This is a genomic window from Dactylosporangium sp. NPDC050688 (genome assembly GCF_040654515.1).
Lineage (GTDB): Bacteria > Actinomycetota > Actinomycetes > Mycobacteriales > Micromonosporaceae > Dactylosporangium.
Window position 1 is genome coordinate 79901 of record NZ_JBFAIC010000044.1, and the last position, 17901, is coordinate 97801.

The following is a 17901-nucleotide window of genomic DNA, read 5'->3' on the forward strand; positions in this document are numbered from 1 at the left end:
CCACGGTGAACCCCCGTTCGCAGAAGTCAAATGCCGCTGAGCGTAGGGCAGATGATTGTCGGGCGGCAATACCCGGACCATTAACCAACCACGACGGCGGATATGAGCGTATCGCGGCAGCTTCCGGGTCAATTGCGGCAGAAGCGCGGCCGGCACCTTGTAGACCAGCGGCCTCTTCGTTGACTACTCGCCGGCTATCACGGCTCCAACTGCTTGTTTCGTGACAAAGAAATGCTGGCGAATCGGGGCTCGGGGATTTCTGCGACGCTGTTGCGTTGCGGCTGAATCGGCCTTACCGTTTGGCGGCGTGTCGATTCATTGATGGGGGTCACGGCGTTGTGTCACTTCCCGTACGAATCGCATGTCCATGGGACGCGACAGGCACATGTGGTCATTGATGACCACTTTTACGGGGAGTGCACATGTCTGGTCTGCGTGGTCGGGTGAGGGCGATGGCCCTGGCCGCGGCCTTGTTCGTGATAGCCGGTCTCCAGGTCGTGGGGGCCGCGTCGGCGGCGCCGGTCAAGCCGGAGACGCTGTCGGGTCAACGGGTGACCCCGATCCACGGGATGCGGGTGACGCCGCAGGCCCGGCCGAAGGACCTCACCCAGGGCGCCGGGACGGCGAAGCCCGGCTCGGTGGTGTGGCCGTCGGGGACGGGCGAGGCCTCGGTGCCGGTGTCCGCCTCGAGCCTCGATGCGCAGACGTCGAAGACGGCCACGCGGACCCGGGCCGGCGCGCTGCCGGTGTGGGTCGGCGCGCCGGCCGCCAAGTCCGGCGGCAAGGCCGGCCGCGCGTCGCGGGTGCGGGTGTCGGTGCGCGACCGCGCCGCGGTGCCGGCGGCCCTGCGCGACGGCGTCGTCTTCGACGTGGCCCGGGCCGACGGCGAGTCGGCGGCCGGCGACGCCGCCATCACCGTGGACTACGGCGGGTTCGCAACGGCGTACGGCGGTGACTGGGCGTCGCGCCTGCGCCTGGTCGAGCTGCCGGCGTGCGCGCTGACCACGCCCGGCGAGGCTGCCTGCCGCGCGGTCCCGGTCGCCTCGCACAACGACCTGGCGCAGCAGCAGGTCACCGCCGACGTGACCGTACACGGCGCGTCGACGCTGATGGCGCTGACGGCCGGGGCGTCGGGCAACGCGGGCGACTTCAAGGCGACGTCGCTGCAGGCATCCTCGACGTGGACCGCGGGCGGCAACTCGGGCGGGTTCTCGTGGAACTACCCGCTGGCGGTCCCGCCGTCGTTGGGCGGCCCGGTGCCGCAGGTGGCGCTGTCCTACTCGTCGGCGGCGGTCGACGGGCGCAGCGAGGTCACGAACAACCAGCCGTCGTGGGTGGGTGAGGGCTTCGACTGGTGGCCCGGGTACGTCGAGCGGCGATACAAGCCGTGCGCAGACGACAAGGGCAACGGGGCCAACAACACGACCGACACTGGCGACATGTGCTACGGCACGGACAACGCGACCTTCTCGCTCAACGGCAAGGGCGGGGAGCTCATCAAGGACGACGCCACGGGCGTGTGGCGGCTGAAGGACGACGACAACACGACGGTGCAGCGGCTGACGGACACCGTCAACGGCGACAACGACAACGAGTACTGGAAGGTCACCACCGCCAACGGCACGCAGTACTTCTTCGGCCGCAACCGGCTGCCGGGGTACACGGGAACCGCACCGGCGAACAAGACCACCAACTCGACGTGGACGATGCCGGTGGCCGGCAACAACACCAACGAGGCCTGCCACGCCGCCACGTTCACCGGCTCGTTCTGCAACCAGGCCTGGCGCTGGAACCTCGACTACGTCGTGGACGTGCACGGCAACACGATGTCGCTGTTCTACGGCACCGAGACCAACCTCTACGGCCGTAACAACACCGCCTCCGACGCCCAGTCCTATGTGCGCGGTGGGTGGCTGGACCACGTCGACTACGGCACGGATCTACGCTCGGGGACCGATACGGAGAACACCTCGACGGCCGCCCCGATGCGGGTCACGTTCAACGCCCAGGACCGATGCCTGTCGGCGTGCGGGACCCACGACGCCGCGCACTGGCCTGACACGCCGTGGGATCAGAGCTGCGCCGCGGCGCCGTGCACGGACAAGCTCTCACCGACGTTCTGGACGACCAAGCGGCTGGCGTCGGTGACGACGCAGGTGTGGAACGCGACCGCCTACAAGGACGTCGACGTGTGGACGCTCACTCACAACTTTCCCGACCCCGGCGATGGGACCCGGGCCGGGCTGTGGCTGGAGTCCATCGTGCACACCGGCAAGGCGACCGGGCCCGCCGTCACCGGACCGGCGGTGGTGATGCCCGAGACAAACTTCGACTGGGTGCAGATGCCCAACCGCGTCGACAGCGTCACCGATGGCAAGTTCCCCATGAACTGGATGCGGATGTCGACCATCTGGACCGACACCGGCGGAAAGATCAGCGTCGACTACACCGGTCCGGACTGCGCCGCCGGCAGCCGCATGCCCGCCTCGCCGCAGACCAACACGCTGCGCTGCTATCCGGTCCTGGAACAGCAGGCCAACAAGTCCATCAAGACCGAGTACTTCCACAAGTACCTCGTCAGCAGCGTCACGGCGGCCGACTGGACCGGCGGCGGCCCGGACGTCGTCACCTCCTACGAGTACGTCGGAGACCCGGCGTGGCGGCACACCGACGACGACGGCCTCACCAAGGACAACCTGCGCACCTGGTCGGACTACCGCGGCTACGCGCAGGTCAACACCCGCGTCGGCGACCCGGGATCCGGCTCGCAGACGCTGAGCGAGGCGATGTACTTCCGTGGCATGCACGGCGATCTCAACGGCGCGGGCGGCACCCGCAGCGTCACCCTCCCGGCGATCGACGGCAACGGCGACGGCGATACGGCCGATACCGCCGACGCCCCGGCCGTCACCGACGAGGACGCGTACTCCGGCCAGCCGCGCCAGACCGCCACGTTCGACGGCGTCGAGACGGCGCCGCTGTCGCGGACCTTCAGCGAGCCTTGGCAGTCGGCGGCGACCGCCTCCCGCAACATGGGCGAGACCGTCGCCTACGCCCGCCACACGGGGGAGAAGACGACCTGGGCGGGCACCAAGCTGGCCGCGGGCGGCTGGCGGGTCACCCGGACCGACACCACCCTCGACGCCTACGGCATGACGACTCAGAGCGACGACCAGGGCGACATCGCGGTCACCGGCGACGAGGTGTGCGTGAAGACCACCTACAACCGCAACACCGGGATCAACCTGCTGAACCTGGTCGGCCGGACCGAGACCTACGCGCTGCGCTGCTCGGCGAACCCCGCCGGCGCCGCCGACGTCCTCTCCGACAGCCGGACCAGTTTCGACGGGCTCGCCTACGGGGCCACGCCCACCAAGGGCGACGCCACTACCACCGAGGCTGCCAACGACTGGGTCGCGCCCGGCGGCTCGGTCTGGCAGGTCCAGTCGACGTCGCTGTTCGACGACTACGGCCGGACCAAGGATGCTACCGACATCCGCGGCAACCACACCACGACCGTGTTCACGCCTACCACCGGCGGGCCGGTCACCGCGATCGCGACCACGTCACCGCTCGGCACCACGACGTCCACCATGGAGCCGTCGTGGGGGACGCAGACCGCGGTCGTGGACCCGAACGGCAAACGGGCCGAGGCGACGTTCGACGCGCTCGGCCGGACGAAGCAGGTGTGGGCGGCCAACCGGCTGAAGTCCGCATACCCGACCACGCCCAGCACCGCCTTCACGTACATTGTCCGTAACAGCGGCGGCGTCAACGCGGTCACCACCGCCGCGCTCAACGCCGGCACCGCCACAGACGCCCACTACACCACCACGTACGCGCTGTACGACGGCCAACTGCGTGCCCGGCAGACCCAGTCCGGGTCGATGGCCACCGGCAGCGCCGGCACCGTGTTCACCGAGACCAAGTACGACGACAAGGGCCGCGCGGTCAGCCAGTCCAAGCACTTCGACGACGCCGTCCAGCCCGGCACGACCCTGTACACCATCGCCGACTGGCAGCCGAAATCGCAGACCGTCAGCCTCTACGACCGGGCCGGCCGGGTCACCGCGTCGGTGTTCCGATCTGAGGGTTCGGAGCTGTGGCGCACCACGAACATCTACGGTGGCGACCGGGTCAGTGTCACCCCGCCGACCGGCGGCACCGCCACCACCACCGTGACCGACGGCCGTGGCCGGACGGTGGAGCTGCGGCAGTACCACAACGCCGCTGACGTCGGCTCCAACACCCGCAGCCTCTACGACCTGACCCAGTACCACTTCGACCGTAAGGGCCGTCAGGACTCCGTCACGGACAACGCCGGCAACGCCTGGATCTACGGCTTCGACCTGCTCGGCCGACTGAAGAGCAGCCACGACCCCGACAAGGGTGACGTCACCAACACGTTCAACGCCTACGGCGACCTCGACACGAGCACCGACGCCCGCGGGGCCATGGCTTACGAGTACGACACGCTCGGCCGTAAGACCGGCCTGTACTCCGGGTCGGTGGCCCCGGCCAACAAGCTGGCGAGTTGGGCGTACGACCCGGCCGGCTTCAAGGGGCAGCTCGCCTCCTCCAGCCGCTGGCTCAGCAACGGCGAGGAGTACAAAGTCAAGGTTCGCTCCTACACGCCGACCTACCAGTCCACCGGCGAGGACTACATCGTCCCGCCGTCGCTGACCGGCCTGGCGACCACCTACACCGTCAGCCGTACGTTCCGGGCCGACGGTTCCCCGGCCACCATCACCTACCCGGCCGGAGGCGGCCTGGCCGGCGAGACTGTCACCTACACTTACGACGCCAACACCGGCCAGCCCGAGCAGTTGCAGACCAATACCGGCCAGGGCACGTACGTCACCAATACCGACTTCACCGAGTACGGCGAGATGACGTTCCTGGAGTACAAGCAGACCGCTGGCAACTTCGTGCAGCGCTCGTTCACCTACGACGACGTCACGCGTAAGCTGAAGGACGCCGTCACCATCCGGCAGACCGCGCCGCAGGCCGTCGACGCCACCCACTACGACTACAACAAGGTCGGCGGCGTCACCGCGATCACCTCCGGCACCGACAAGCAGTGCTTCGTCTACGACTACGCCCAGCGCCTCACCGAGGCATGGACGCCCACCAGCGGCGACTGCAACCAGGCCCGGTCCGCGACCGCGCTCGGCGGCCCAGCACCGTACTGGCAGTCCTGGACGTTCGACAGCGCCGGTGACCGCAAGACGGAGACGGTGCACACGGCCACGGCCACGACGACCAGCACCTACAACTACCCGGCAGCCGGCGGCGCCCGGCCGCACGCGGTCTCCTCGGTCACGACCGGGTCGACGACGCTCAACTACCAGTACGACAGCACTGGCAACACCACCTGCCGTCCGGCCGGTAGCGGCGCCAACACCTGCCCGGGCGGCACCGGTAGCCAGGCGCTGACCTGGGACGCCGAGGGCCACCTCGCCACCGCGACGGGCGGCTCCGGCGCCAACAGCTACATCTACACCGCCGACGGGGTCCGGCTCGTCGCGGACGACCCGGCCGCCACGACCCTGTACCTGCCCAACATGGAGCTCAAGCGGACCAAGGGCACCGGCACGGTCACCGCCACCCGTTACTACATCTGGAGTGGACAGTCCGTGGCCATGATGACCAGCGGCGGTGCCGTCACCTGGCTCGCCGCCGACAACCAGAACACCCAGAACGTCGCCGTCGCCGCCGGCACCCAGGCCGTCACGATCCGGCGGCAGAACCCCTACGGTGCGCCGCGCGGCGCCGTGACCACCTGGCCGAACACCAAGGGCTTCGTCAGCGGCGACCGGGACGCCACCGGCCTGACCCACCTCGGCGCCCGCGAGTACGACCCAGCTACCGGCCGGTTCATCTCCGTCGATCCGATCTTCGCGCCGACGGACCCGGCCAGCATGAACGGCTACGCGTACTCGAACAACTCGCCCGTCACTCTGTCCGACCCGTCCGGGCAGCGTCCCGCCTGCGACGGCGACAGCGGCTGCATGACGGGGTGGACGGATGGGAAGAACGACGCCGAACGGGCTGTCAACGACCCCACCGCGAAGTGCAACGGCTACTGCGCCCGGCAGCGCAGCCTTCGGGCAGCCAAGCTGCAGAAGCAGATGGGCCCGCAGTACACCAAGCACCCGGGTGGTTGCGCTAGTGCCGGAAAGGGCTGGGCAGATTGCCGTCCAACGACGACTGAGACGAACTGGGAGGAGGACGTCGCCATCGGCGATGTGCAGGTCTACACCCTCGAGGACATCGCGTTGACGCTGCCGACGAGCATTGACGACAGGTCCGGATCGGTGACGATCACCGATGCCACTGCCGTCACGACGGGCTGGTCGAAGGCGATAGCGACCAAGGCTTCGGTGACCATGGACCTCGGCGATCATGCAAAGTTGGGCGCGGAGGTCCAGTACACCTACACCTGGAACTACGCGTTGACGGAGACACAGATGCTTGCCCGGCAGGTAAGCGTGCAGCCGGGGGAGCACGCCTACCTCGCACCCGAAGTCACCGTGAAATGGGAACAGGTGAGTCGCTACAAGCGCGACGAGCAGGGCAACCGCGTCTTCGTCGGCAGCTATATGCGGATGGACGTGAGTCTCACCGCCACGAAGGTCAAGTTCGTAAAGCCCGGAGCGAAGGTCCCGACCGTGGCGAACACGGCAACCGCCGCGCAAGACCTCGCGAACTCCCTTCAGGGCCACTTCGATGCCCGCTTCCCGTACAAACCGTAGGCAGGCAGTCGTGACGAGATCCGTGCTGATGGCGCTGACGGTCCTGGTCGTGCTCGTCGGGTCGGCCGCTTGCACCGGCCCGACGAGTCGGCCCGGGCCGCCCACCAGCCCGGCGCCGGAGCCGAGCGCCGCCCCCGGCTGGCAGCGGACCGGCGCTTGGAACTCGGCCACGTCCGGCTCCCGGCACGCCGAGGTCACCGTCCCCGGTGGCCGGCGGATCCACCTGAGGCTGCGATGCGCAGGCTCCGGCGACTTCGCGGTGCGCGTGAGCGGGGAGACCTTCGCGGACGACTACCGGATCGTGTGCGACGGAAGATGGCAGTTCCTGCAGGGCAGCATTCCCCCCGGTGCGGACCCCCCGGATCCCGGACCGTATCGGGCGGCCGTCAGCGGGTCGGACACCATCACGTCCTGGGATCTGGAGGCGTACGAGACCGATCCTTCCGCGCCGCCGTCGACATGAGTCAGTCGCCGCCCAGGGGCACCGCAAGGTGCCTTCTGGGCGGCGACTTGGCGACCGCCTAGTAGGGCTTTGTTAGGTCGGCGTGTCGTGGGGTTGCTGGGGCTGTCCGGGTAGTTTCATGCTTCGGTGACCCCTGACGAGCTTTCGGTTGTGCGGCAACGTCTTGAGGCGTTCGCGGCGGAGATGTTCGTGTCCATGGCCCGTTCGGATCAGCGGGCGAAGGGCGTGACGTATCTGCGTGGGCTGCTGCTGGACGGACGGCGTAAGTCGATGCAGCCGATGGCGGAACGGCTTGGCGTGGATCATCAAGGGTTGCGGCAGTTCGTGACCACCTCCACGTGGGACACGGCGGCGGTGCGGGCGCGGCTGGCCGTCCGGGCGGTCGATGTGGTCGGGCCGGTGGCGTGGGCGATCGATGACACCGGGTTCCCGAAGGACGGCGCCGGCTCGCCCGGGGTGGCCCGGCAGTACTCCGGCACCCTGGGCAAGGTCGCGAACTGTCAGATCGGGGTGAGTGTCCACGCGGTCACCGACACGGCGTCGTGCCCCCTCGATTGGCGGTTGTTCCTGCCGGAGTTATGGGACGCCGTCAAGGCCGGCCCGGCGGCGGTGAAGGCGGCCAAGGCCAAGCAACGCAAGACGTTGACCAACGCTGCGCGGGCCGCCGCGCCGGCTGCACCCGCTGCTGTCGAGGTCGATGTGGAGGCGGTGACCGAGGCTGCGCGGCAGCGGCGGCGCAAGTCCGCGGTCCCGGACGGTGAGGGTCACCGTCCGAAGTGGATGCTGGCGGTCGAGATGCTCGACGGGCTCGCCAGGCACGGGTTACGACCACCGCTGATCGCCGCGGACTCCGGATACGGCGACAGCGGCCCGTTCCGAGCCGCCCTCGACGAACGCGACATCGCCTACAGCGTCCAGGTCAAGGGCGAAACCCTCACTCACCCCGCCGACGCGACACCCACGCTACGCGCCTGGCCCGGGCACGGCCGCCCACCGACCCGCCCGGACTACCCCGACGATGCGATCAGCGTGACCCAGCACGTCCGCAACGCCGGACGCGCCGCGACGGTCCGCGTCTCCTGGCGCGAAGGCAGCAAAGGCACCCTCACCTCCCAGCTCGTGTTCCTGCGGGTCCGGCCGGCCGGGCACCGCATCACCCCCGCGCCGGACGGCAGCCTGCCCGAACGGTGGCTGATCGCCCAATGGCCCGACACCGAACCAGAACCGATCACCTACTGGCTGTCCAGCCAGCCCGCCGACACCGACCCGGCCGACCTGATCCGCACCGCGAAGATCCGGTGGCGGATCGAACACGACTACCGCGAACTCAAAACCGGCCTCGGTCTGGACCACTTCGAAGGCCGCTCCTGGACCGGCTGGCACCGCCACGTCACCCTCGTCACCGCCGCGCACCTGTTCATCACCATGCTGCGGCTCGACCCAAAAGCGGATGCGCCGGCCTGACCCTCTACAAGGTCATCCACGAGCTGCAACTACTGCTCGCAACCTGGACCGGCGCATGCCCCACCTGCCACCAAACCGTGAAACCGTTACACCGCAACAACCACCGACAGACCTAACAAAGCCCTACTAGTACGATCTCGTGTTGTGCATGTCCGGGGGATCGCGCAACGTGTCGTGTCGGGGAACCTGGCGATGTTTCTCGCACTCGCCGCGCTGACGGCCTGCGCCAGGACGGTGCAGCCGCCGGTGCCGGATCAGACACCCGCATCCTATGAGTTGCTGGCCGGCGAGTGGCACTCGACGATGACCGACTCCCTGCACCTCGAAGGCATCCTGCCGGAGCACCCGATGCCCGAAGTTCCGTGGTCCGCCGGATGGACTTTCCGCTTCCGGGCGCGGTGCGCCGGCACCGGCGCACTGTCGTTCAGCGTGCGCGGGAAGAGCTTCCGCAACACGTACAAGGCGGCGCAATGCACCGGCAAATGGCAGCTCGACGGGACAGCGTTTCCACCCTTCGTCGACGACGGCACCCGCGACCTCGGCCCCTACACCGTGTCCTTCGACGCGGAGCCCACCGTCACCTCCTGGGACGTGGAGGCCTACGCCACGCGGATCTCCAACGCCTACGGAACCGCCACCCCGTCACCGACCGGCCCCACCGTCACGGCGTCCGCCGCCGCCACGCCGTAATCGAAAGGGCAGCACGGGCAGCGGCTCTGGCACGGGGGCGAGTTAGGGCCCGACGGTGGACGGCGAAGGCACCGAGCGGCCGCGCCACCCTGCCGTAGCGCAGCACAATACCCGTCTTGAGGGGCTGCGGGCCAGGTAACGGCGCCCAGCGCCAACCCACCCCCGCAGGGCCGTTGCGTAGTCGGACGGGAAGCCTTTGACCAGTGGTTCTGGAGCGTGATTGGCCTCTGCGGAGGTGAAGGAACCGGGTGAGGCCGGGACCGTTGACGAGCTCACCGCGAACGGGGTCGAGTTCATGCGGTACGAGCAGTTCGTGCACGACCCCAAGATCCGCGCCTACGCCGCCGCGCTCGCCGCCGCCCAGCCCGGCACGGCGTCGCCGGCGGAGCTACTGGCGACGGCGGACGGCCACCCGACGCTGGTGCACGACCTGCCGACCTGGATCGCCTGGATGCAGCTGTACGCCGACCACCTCGATCCGCTGCTGCCCATGCCCGCGGCACCCGAACCACCGTCAGGCCCGGAGCCGGAGGACCTCCGGCCGTTCCTGGACGGGTGGAGTCCGTACGCCCCGACCGACGCCCCTGAGCCGCGGCCGCCCGGCACGTTGCCGGGAGGGTGACACGCGACGCCTCAGCGGCGCACCGCCGTCCACACGGGTCACCGGGGTCAGGGGCCCGGGCGGCGTATGAGGACGGTCATCGCCGGAACGTTTTCACGACGCGCTGCCCGGCGGGGTTCTGGTGTCTCGCCGTCCCGACGAGTCATCCACCCTCGGCTACTACTTCCGGGCCTGTCGGGTAGGTGCCCGCCGTGCAGGACATGTCCGACGCTCCGCGAGGCGGTCACGGTGGACGGGTATGGCGGACCGCCCCGGCCGGCGGCGGCACGGTCAGCGACGCCGGCGGGTCCGACCGGGTGATGGACAGGGTCCGCGCCTGGCTGCTGTCGGGGATCAACGACCGATCGTTGCAGCACGCGGGGCCGGGCGCCAGGCCGGCTGCGGACCGTCGGCACTCGTGGTGGAAGGTGATGTGCCTGACGGGTGTGGACTACTTCTCCACCCTGGGGTACCAGCCGGGGATCGCCGCGCTCGCCGCCGGGCTGCTGTCGCCGGTGGCGACGGTGGTGCTGGTGCTGGTCACGCTGTTCGGCGCGTTGCCGGTGTACCGGCGGGTCGCTCAGGAGAGCCCGCACGGTGAAGGGTCCATCGCGATGCTGGTGCGGTTGCTGCCGTTCTGGCAGGGCAAGCTGTTCGTGCTGGTCCTGCTGGGGTTCGCCGCCACCGACTTCATCATCACGATGACGCTGTCCGCGGCGGATGCGACCGCGCACCTGGACGAGAACCCGTTCTGGCCGGCGGCGCTGCACGACCACGAGATCCTCGTGACCCTGGTGCTGCTGGTGTTGCTCGGCGGGGTGTTCCTCATCGGGTTCACCGAAGCGGTCGGCATCGCGGTCGCGATCGTCGGGCTGTACCTGACGCTGAACGTGGTCGTCATCGTGGACGGCCTGTGGCTGATCGTGACCCGCCCGTCGGCGGCCAGGGACTGGGCGGCGGCGTTGACGGCCCGGCACGGCAATCCGCTGCTGGTCGTGGCGATCGCGCTGGTCGTGTTCCCAAAGCTGGCGCTGGGCCTGTCCGGGTTCGAGACCGGGGTGGCGGTGATGCCGCACGTACGCGGCGATCCGGGCGACAGCGAGGAAGCACCGGCCGGGCGGATCCGCGACACCAGGAAGCTGCTCACCGTGGCGGCCCTGCTCATGAGCGGGTTCCTGCTCACCAGCAGCGTCGTCACCACGGTCCTGATTCCGCCGGCGGAGTTCAAGGCGGGTGGGAAGGCCGACGGCCGGGCATTGGCGTACCTGGCGCACGAGCACCTCGGGCCGGCCTTCGGCACCGCGTACGACCTGTCCACCATCGCCATCCTCTGGTTCGCCGGCGCCTCGGCGATGGCCGGCCTGCTGAACCTGGTGCCGCGGTACCTGCCCCGCTACGGCATGGCACCCGACTGGGCCGGGGCGGTGCGACCGCTGGTCCTGGTGTTCCTCGCCATCGCGGTCGTGATCACCCTGTACTTCCGCGCCGACGTCAACGCCCAGGGCGGTGCCTACGCCACCGGCGTTCTCGTCCTGATCACCTCGGCCGCGGTCGCCGCCGCGCTGTCGGCCCGCCGGCGCCGTGAGCACCGCAAGTTCACGACGTTCGCGGTCATCGCCACCGTCCTGGTGTACACCACGACCGCCAACATCGTGGAGCGCCCGGACGGGGTGAGGATCGCCGCATGCTTCATCGCCGGCATCGTGCTGGTGTCGCTGCTGTCCCGGATCAACCGGTCCTTCGAGCTCCGGGTGACCGACCTGCAGTTCGACGCAACCGCCAGCACCTTCATCCACGACTGCGCCCGGCGTACGATCCGGCTGATCGCCAAGGAACCCGCGCATCGCACGGCCTCCGACTACCGGGAAAAGCTCCAACAGATCCGGGCCGACAACGACATCCCCGACACCGCCGACGTGATCTTCGTCGAGGTGTCCATCACCGACGCCTCCGACTTCGCATCCGCCGTCGTCGTGCGGGGCGAGGTCATGCACGGCCGGTACCGCGTCCTCTCCCTGGAGAGTCCGGCCGTCGCGGCTGCGATCGCGGCGCTGCTGCTCGGCATCCGGGACCGCACGGGCCGGCGCCCGCACATCTACTTCGAGTGGACCGAGGGCAACCCGGCCGTCAACTTCCTCCGCTTCCTGATCTTCGGTCAGGGCGAGGTCGCACCCGTCACCCGCGAGGTGCTACGCCGGCAGGAGCCCGACCGTGCCCACCGGCCGCACGTCCACGTCGGATAGGCGAAGCCCGGCTCACAGACGGTGCTGTCCGGCGACGTCCAAGGAGCCGGCCAGGCCGCTGCGCCGCAGGCGCTCGTGCGCAGAGTCATGCTGACGGCGGCGACGACCAGCCGGTACCCCACCTGCCCGCCGACCCGCAACGCGGCCGCCAACACGCCCTCACCGGCGGAGTCGATCAACGTGACCTCGGTCAGGTCGAAGCCCAAGAACTCAGACCCAGGTGTAAACCGGCTCCGGCAGATGCACAGCCCGCCTGACCCGGGCGGCTTGCCGGCCCGCCGTACCCTCAAGGCGCGCGTCCAGGATCGCGTACCGGGGGAGCTACGCCATGGCGTCTGAAAGGAGATCCGCAGCGCCTACGACGCCTGCTGAGGCGCGGTTACCGGCCGCCCGGCGGGCGGAAGCCGACCTTCTGCTGGACGGCCCGGTAGGCACCCTCCATTGGTGACGCGTTCCACCTCGTCGCGGCGCAGCGGCCGGCCGGCGCGATCCTCGACGGCGGTGAGGAGGGCGACCAGCGGGGGGACGAACACGGGCCGCAGCTCACCCGCGGATCCGCCGTACCTCCCTCAGGACCCAGATGCCAGGTGCCGAACGGGTTGTGGCACGGGTGATCCGGCGGGTACCCGTCGTCGGGATTGTGGGTGCGGGGGTCGTTGTCGCCAGATCGGCCTCGCCTACCCCGGCGAGCAGCGTGCCGCCGTCGTGCTCACGGGGCGAGCAGGTCGGCGCGGAGTCGGTACACGTAGTCGTCCCGGTCGCGGCGGCCGGCCGGGCCGGGGCCTTCGCGCGGGACGAACATGTTGGCCTCCGAGCGGGTCCATTCCCGCGACGCGTAGCGTTCCAGGATGCGCCATTCGCCGTCGCGCTGCTCGAGCAGGTCGATGTAGCGGAAGCCGCTGGTGAAGTTCAGCTGCGCGGAGTCCGACGGGGTGCCCCAGTGCACGGCGGTGCCGTAGGTCTCCGACAGGGCCCGGGTTCCGGCGAACTCGACCAGGTGGTTGGCGACCAGGTGCATCGTGCCGTCGAAGCCGCGCAGCTTCGGCTCGACCCAGGCGACGTACTCCTCGACGGGGCCGTCGAAGCCGGTGTGGTGGTCGATCGCGCCGGGGTGGTAGCACGACCGGACCAGGTCCATGTCGAGGCGGTCGACGCCCCGGCAGTACCGGCACACCAGCTCCCGGATGGCTGCCCGGTCGGCGTCCTCGTTCGTCACTGGAACCTCCCGCAACTGTCTGCTGTGGACCCGCGTGGCCTGGTGTTTTCCCGAGCCGCACAGGTAAGCTACCAAGCACTTGCTTGGTTCGGGAACCTGTTGGCTGCCAACGGTTCCGTGGGTGGAAGTGGGGATGCGATGGCTCGGCTGGGCTTCAATCTGATGGGTGTGGACGAGCTGTACGGCGGCCGCTTCACCGGCATCCTGGAAGCGGCCGGACTGGCCGACCGGATGGGCGTGGACCTGCTGGTGCTGCCCGACCACGTGACGATCAGCGAACAGGCCCACCGCGACCGGGTGGCCGTCGGCTTCCCGTACCCCATCGACACCAACTGGTTCGAGCCGCTGACCGCCCTCGCCGCGGTCGCCGGGGTCACCGCCCGGGCCCGGCTCGGCACCAACGTCCTCATCGCGCCGATCCGCCCGGCCGTGCTGCTGGCCAAGCAGCTCGCCACGCTCGACGTCATCTGCGGCGGGCGGCTCGACGTGGGCCTCGGGGCGGGCTGGCAGGAGGAGGAGTACCGGGCCACCGAGCGGCCGTTCGAGCGCCGCTTCGGCTATCTGGAGGAGCAGGTCGCCGTCTGCCGGGCACTGTGGGCCGGGGGACCGGCGGCCCACGCGGGACAGCGGGTGGACTTCACCGACCTGTACAGCATGCCGGTGCCGGTGCCGGTGCAGGGCGCGGACCTGCGACTGTCGTTCGGCTTCCACCCCACCCCGCGGGCGATCGAGCGGGTGGTGCGCCACGGCCTGGGGTGGTGGGCGGCGCCGATGCCGGTCGAGGAGGTCCGGGCCGCGGTCGCCGCCATCCGCGCCGAATGCGTGCGGGTCGGCCGGGACCCGGCCACGATCCCGGTCACCGCGGCCACCACGCTGGTCGCGCACGGCAGGACGGCCGAGGAGGCCGGTGCCGCGCCGGTGCTGCAGGAGGCGCGGGCGCTGTGGGAGGCTGGTGCCGACTGCGTCATCGTGCATCCCCTGGCGTTCGTGCGGACACCGCAGGAGCTGCCGGCGTTCCTGCAGCCCCTGCTCGACGCCCGGGACGCGGTCGCGGTTCACGCCTCGACGACCACCTTGAGCTGACCGGCCCGGGGTGCGGCGGCCCGGTCGTAGGCGTCCTGGACGCGGGTCATCGGCAACCGGTCGTGACGTAGGCGTCCAGGATCGACGGGTGCTCCCGCAGGTACCGCTGGGCCAGCCGCAGCACCCGCCCGCGGTCCTTGGTGGTGCCGGCCCGCAGGGTCAGGTCCTTGCGGAAGAACGTGTGCATCGGCACCGGGTAGACCAGGTCGTCGGGCACCACGGCTGCCCGAGCCGCGGTCCCGCACTGCGGGCGAGGTACCCCCCCGAACCGGCGGCCAAGGCGGCGCTCGGCGACCGCGCCTGCGGTGCTCGCCGCGCTCGATGCCGACGACCTAGACCGTTGCCTGACGGTGGCGCGGGCACCGGATCTGGTCCGCGGATATGAGACCATCAAACTCGCCAATGTGACCCGGTTCCGGGCGGTTCTGGCGCGACCCTCCCAGGTGGACGGATGAGAAAGGCGAAGATCATGGCGGATTCCGCCCCCGGCCGGGCCGTGCAGCAGCGTGAAGGCGGCACGAAGGGCCCGCTGCTCGCGCGGCGCCGGGTCGGTGAGCGCCTCGCCGACGAGCTGCGCGACCGGATCCTGCGTGGCGAGCTCACCACGGACAACGGGCTGCTGAAGCAGGACGACCTGTTCGAGGAGTACCGGGTCAGCATGCCGTCGGTCCGTGAGGCCATGCGCACCCTGGAGACCGAGGGTCTCATCACCATCCGCCGCGGCAACCGCGGCGGCGCCGAGGTGCACCCGCCCCAGCTCGAACGCGCCGGCTACGTCTTCGGCCTGGTCCTGCAGTCCCGCGACGTCAGCGTGCAGGACCTCGGCCTGGCCGTGCGCCGCCTCGACCCGGTCTGCGCCGAGATGTGCGCGACCAGACCTGACCGCATGGAGACGGTCGTGCCCGCCCTGCGCGAGATCCAGCACCGCACCGAGGAGAGCATCGGCGACTTCGCCAAGTTCGTGGCCTGCATGAAGGAGTTCCACGAGGCCCTGGTGCGCAACTGCGGCAACCAGACCTTCGAGCTGCTGGCCGGCATGCTGGAAGGGCTCTGGTACGCCCACGAGGAGGAATGGGCCGCCCGCACGGTCATCGAGGGCGGCATCCCCGGCGACGCCGCCACCCGCCGCAGTCTCAACAGCCACGCTGAGCTGATCCAGGCCATCGAACAGGGCGACGGCCCAGGCGCCGCCATCCTGGCCCGCCGCCACCAGGAGGACACCCAACCCCAGGCCAACCTCGGCGGCCAACCGTCAGCGGTGGTCAACGCCCAGCTGATCCGCCCGCCAGACTACTGACCCTGGGTGCAGTCGATGTGCGCCATTGGCAGCAGCGCCGACAACGGACGAAGGCCCATGCCGCGGTCACCGGAGAAAGGGCGCCACACATGGATGATCCTTACCGTCTTGCCGCCGCTGGGCTGATCTTCCTGGGATTGGTGGAGCTGGAGCGTCCGCTCGTTCCGCCGGAACTTGCGACGCTCGCCTGCGGCCGTCCGCTGGCGGAGGGCATTTACCCGAGGTTCGTGTGCACAGATGAAGATCCGGACCTCGTCGACAGAGCGAACCGGGGCTGGTTCGACCTCTGTCGCGCGGGTGGGCTTTTCGGCGACGATCGTGAGTTCCTGGTCGCCGTCGAGATCGATGCCGAGTTGCAGGACTGGTGGTGGGCGCGGGTGCGGCTCGCCGACGCCTGGGACATCGCTGGCGTGGGTGCCGCTGGAGCGCTCGGCACGGGGTTCGGCAGGCCGGAATTCGGGATGCTGTCGGTCGCCGGTGACATCATTGTCTTCTGTACCTCGGACCCGCACTCGATCAGTGCCGTGCTGGTCCCAGGTTCAGCAGTTTTCGACGGCATGCGAAAGCTTGCGAACTGGAAGGCCGAAGATCCCAGGCTGTCTCCTCATGAAAGGGCGACAGCCCGCAGGTGGCTCTCCTCGATGGGTGATTGATTCGTTGCTGCCCCCACGGCGGGCGGGAATGCGATGACGCATATCCGCCCGTCGTTTTCTCTGCACTTTCCCAAAATTTCGGCAAGTCTTCCGGGCGTGGAGCCATTCCCTTGCTCGGTTATGTGTCTACCTGCATGACTCGTCTGCCATCCGTCCATTGAAGGGCGGGGATACGGTTGCCGATACGGGAGGACGCCGTGGCGCGGTTGATGCTGCACGTTGCTGGCCTCAGGGCTGCCGACGCTGCCCGCAGTGGCGGCGCCGGTCGATGCGCCGCTCCGACCAGTGCTCCAGGACCCGGTTCCAGTACGTGCCGTACGCCTGGCGACTGCCGTCGCTGACCGCCTCCCGCACGACCGGGATGTACTCGGCGAACGTCGGCGCTGCAGGCCGCCCGGTGCCGAGGAGGTCGGCGGGGGAGACGCCCAATCGCGCCAGCAGCAGCCGGCCGCCTCCAACTCCGCGGCCCCGACTCCGGTGGTCACGAGGAGTCCCCGAGACGGATCGAGTGCAATTGCTCGACCATCGCGTCGATCGCCGCCGACGGGTGAACGACGATCACGTTCCGGACCGGGTCGCCGGCGAGCAGGATCCGGTTCCCCGGCCGTAGCTCACACCACCGGCGTACAGCTGCGGGGATCACCAGGTGGCCGGTCGAGCCGAGCTGGAAGATGCCCTGATCGTTGATGCTGGCCACGATCAGTCCGCCCTGCTCCCGAATGCCCAGCCGGGTAGCAGCACCATTTCCCAACGTGTTGAACTGCCATCGGCCTGGTTGGTGGTCCTGCAGGCGGATTGACGGCATGTTCGCGGCGCGGCTGGCCTAGCCACCGGACGTGCTGGACACGTTGCTGCAGCGGCTGAGCGGCGCATCGTCGACGCGCCGCGCGACACCCACGTGATGACCGGTTTATGGGACGTCGGGGTGGGTAGCGACCGATGGGTTGTTCTGGCCGCAGAAGGTAGTGCGGGCGGCACGACCTGCGGCGGAGGGTGTCATGGTCGGGCGTTCGGCGGCAGGACATTGAAGCTTGCCAGTAATGACTGGTAATCGGTAACGCTGCATTGCTTCTGTCCCGTATCCGCCCAAGGCGTGGCGCGGTCCGCCCCAGTTGATGGCGGTCGGCGACGACGTTCCCGACAGCGCCCGATTCGATCACGAGTTGCTCCATCGATCCGCTCCTGATAGTCCGCGGCGCCAGGTCGCCGACCACCCACCGGTACGCGTGGCGCACGGAAGGAGTACCGAGGGCCAGCATGACGCTGCCACTAGCGGATGAAGACGAGCGAGGACGGCGGCAGCCGCTGCTCGGCCGTGGGATGCGACTGCTCTTCATTGCCCTGATCGGCTGTTTCACCGCTTGGGGCATAGCGCAGGACCTGACCACGCCGATGGTGGCGGGATTCAAGCGCATCTTCGAGATGAGCACCTTCCA

Annotated in this window: 13 protein-coding genes; 9 read left to right on the plus strand and 4 right to left on the minus strand. The window is 69.4% G+C overall.

The genetic code is table 11. From position 1 onward, the window contains the following. The first annotated feature begins 422 nt into the window (after positions 1-422). The 6 genes from AB0H83_RS33280 to AB0H83_RS33305 all read left to right on the plus strand — a co-directional run bounded on the left by AB0H83_RS33280 (position 423) and on the right by AB0H83_RS33305 (position 12216). On the plus strand, positions 423-6755 hold the full coding sequence (locus AB0H83_RS33280) for an RHS repeat-associated core domain-containing protein (RefSeq protein ID WP_360101991.1): 6333 nt from the start codon (positions 423-425) through the stop codon (positions 6753-6755). Positions 6756-6765: 10 nt separating this feature from the next. Further along, positions 6766-7218, plus strand: a complete 453-nt coding sequence (locus AB0H83_RS33285; protein ID WP_360101993.1) for a hypothetical protein — start codon at positions 6766-6768, stop codon at positions 7216-7218. A gap of 183 nt (positions 7219-7401) precedes the next feature. Then, positions 7402-8682, plus strand: a complete 1281-nt coding sequence (locus AB0H83_RS33290) for an IS701 family transposase (RefSeq protein ID WP_360102025.1) — start codon at positions 7402-7404, stop codon at positions 8680-8682. A gap of 144 nt (positions 8683-8826) precedes the next feature. After that, entirely contained in the window at positions 8827-9372 is a 546-nt protein-coding gene (locus AB0H83_RS33295; protein WP_360101995.1) for a hypothetical protein, read from the plus strand. 235 nt (positions 9373-9607) lie between these two features. Next, a complete protein-coding gene (locus AB0H83_RS33300; RefSeq protein WP_360101997.1) occupies positions 9608-9994 on the plus strand; it encodes a hypothetical protein in 387 nt (128 codons plus the stop codon). A 200-nt stretch (positions 9995-10194) separates the two neighbouring features. Further along, positions 10195-12216: an amino acid transporter gene (locus AB0H83_RS33305; protein WP_360102027.1), complete on the plus strand. Its 2022-nt coding sequence runs from the start codon at positions 10195-10197 to the stop codon at positions 12214-12216. Between the two features lie 709 nt (positions 12217-12925). Here the strand turns inward: AB0H83_RS33305 and AB0H83_RS33310 are convergent. After that, a complete protein-coding gene (locus tag AB0H83_RS33310) occupies positions 12926-13432 on the minus strand; it encodes a nuclear transport factor 2 family protein (protein ID WP_360101999.1) in 507 nt (168 codons plus the stop codon). A 168-nt stretch (positions 13433-13600) separates the two neighbouring features. Between AB0H83_RS33310 and AB0H83_RS33315 the strand changes: the two genes are divergently transcribed. After that, positions 13601-14515 (plus strand): TIGR03619 family F420-dependent LLM class oxidoreductase, encoded by a 915-nt coding sequence (locus AB0H83_RS33315; RefSeq protein WP_360102001.1) that lies wholly within the window; start codon positions 13601-13603, stop codon positions 14513-14515. A 46-nt stretch (positions 14516-14561) separates the two neighbouring features. Here AB0H83_RS33315 and AB0H83_RS33320 read toward each other — a convergent pair whose 3' ends face one another. Further along, on the minus strand, positions 14562-14732 hold the full coding sequence (locus AB0H83_RS33320) for a hypothetical protein (RefSeq protein WP_360102003.1): 171 nt from the start codon (positions 14730-14732) through the stop codon (positions 14562-14564). A 234-nt stretch (positions 14733-14966) separates the two neighbouring features. On the opposite strand from AB0H83_RS33320, the gene AB0H83_RS33325 reads away from it, so the two are divergent. Beyond that, entirely contained in the window at positions 14967-15812 is an 846-nt protein-coding gene (locus AB0H83_RS33325) for an FCD domain-containing protein (RefSeq protein WP_360102005.1), read from the plus strand. A gap of 89 nt (positions 15813-15901) precedes the next feature. Further along, entirely contained in the window at positions 15902-16465 is a 564-nt protein-coding gene (locus AB0H83_RS33330) for a hypothetical protein (protein ID WP_360102007.1), read from the plus strand. 228 nt (positions 16466-16693) lie between these two features. Here AB0H83_RS33330 and AB0H83_RS33335 read toward each other — a convergent pair whose 3' ends face one another. Continuing rightward, a complete protein-coding gene (locus AB0H83_RS33335; RefSeq protein ID WP_360102009.1) occupies positions 16694-16894 on the minus strand; it encodes a hypothetical protein in 201 nt (66 codons plus the stop codon). 52 nt (positions 16895-16946) lie between these two features. Further along, positions 16947-17162 carry an AbrB/MazE/SpoVT family DNA-binding domain-containing protein gene (locus tag AB0H83_RS33340; RefSeq protein WP_360102011.1) on the minus strand — a complete coding sequence of 72 codons (216 nt, stop codon included), beginning with the start codon at positions 17160-17162 and terminating at the stop codon, positions 16947-16949. Positions 17163-17901 lie beyond the last annotated feature (739 nt).

Excerpts from the sequence above, each read along its gene's own strand:
- AB0H83_RS33290 (WP_360102025.1), top strand. The coding sequence starts at position 7,402 with ATGTTCGTGTCCATGGCCCGTTCGGATCAGCGGGCGAAGGGCGTGACG.
- AB0H83_RS33280 (WP_360101991.1), top strand. The coding sequence starts at position 423 with ATGTCTGGTCTGCGTGGTCGGGTGAGGGCGATGGCCCTGGCCGCGGCC.
- AB0H83_RS33325 (WP_360102005.1), top strand. The coding sequence starts at position 14,967 with ATGAGAAAGGCGAAGATCATGGCGGATTCCGCCCCCGGCCGGGCCGTG.
- AB0H83_RS33330 (WP_360102007.1), top strand. The coding sequence starts at position 15,902 with ATGGATGATCCTTACCGTCTTGCCGCCGCTGGGCTGATCTTCCTGGGA.
- AB0H83_RS33305 (WP_360102027.1), top strand. The coding sequence starts at position 10,195 with ATGTCCGACGCTCCGCGAGGCGGTCACGGTGGACGGGTATGGCGGACC.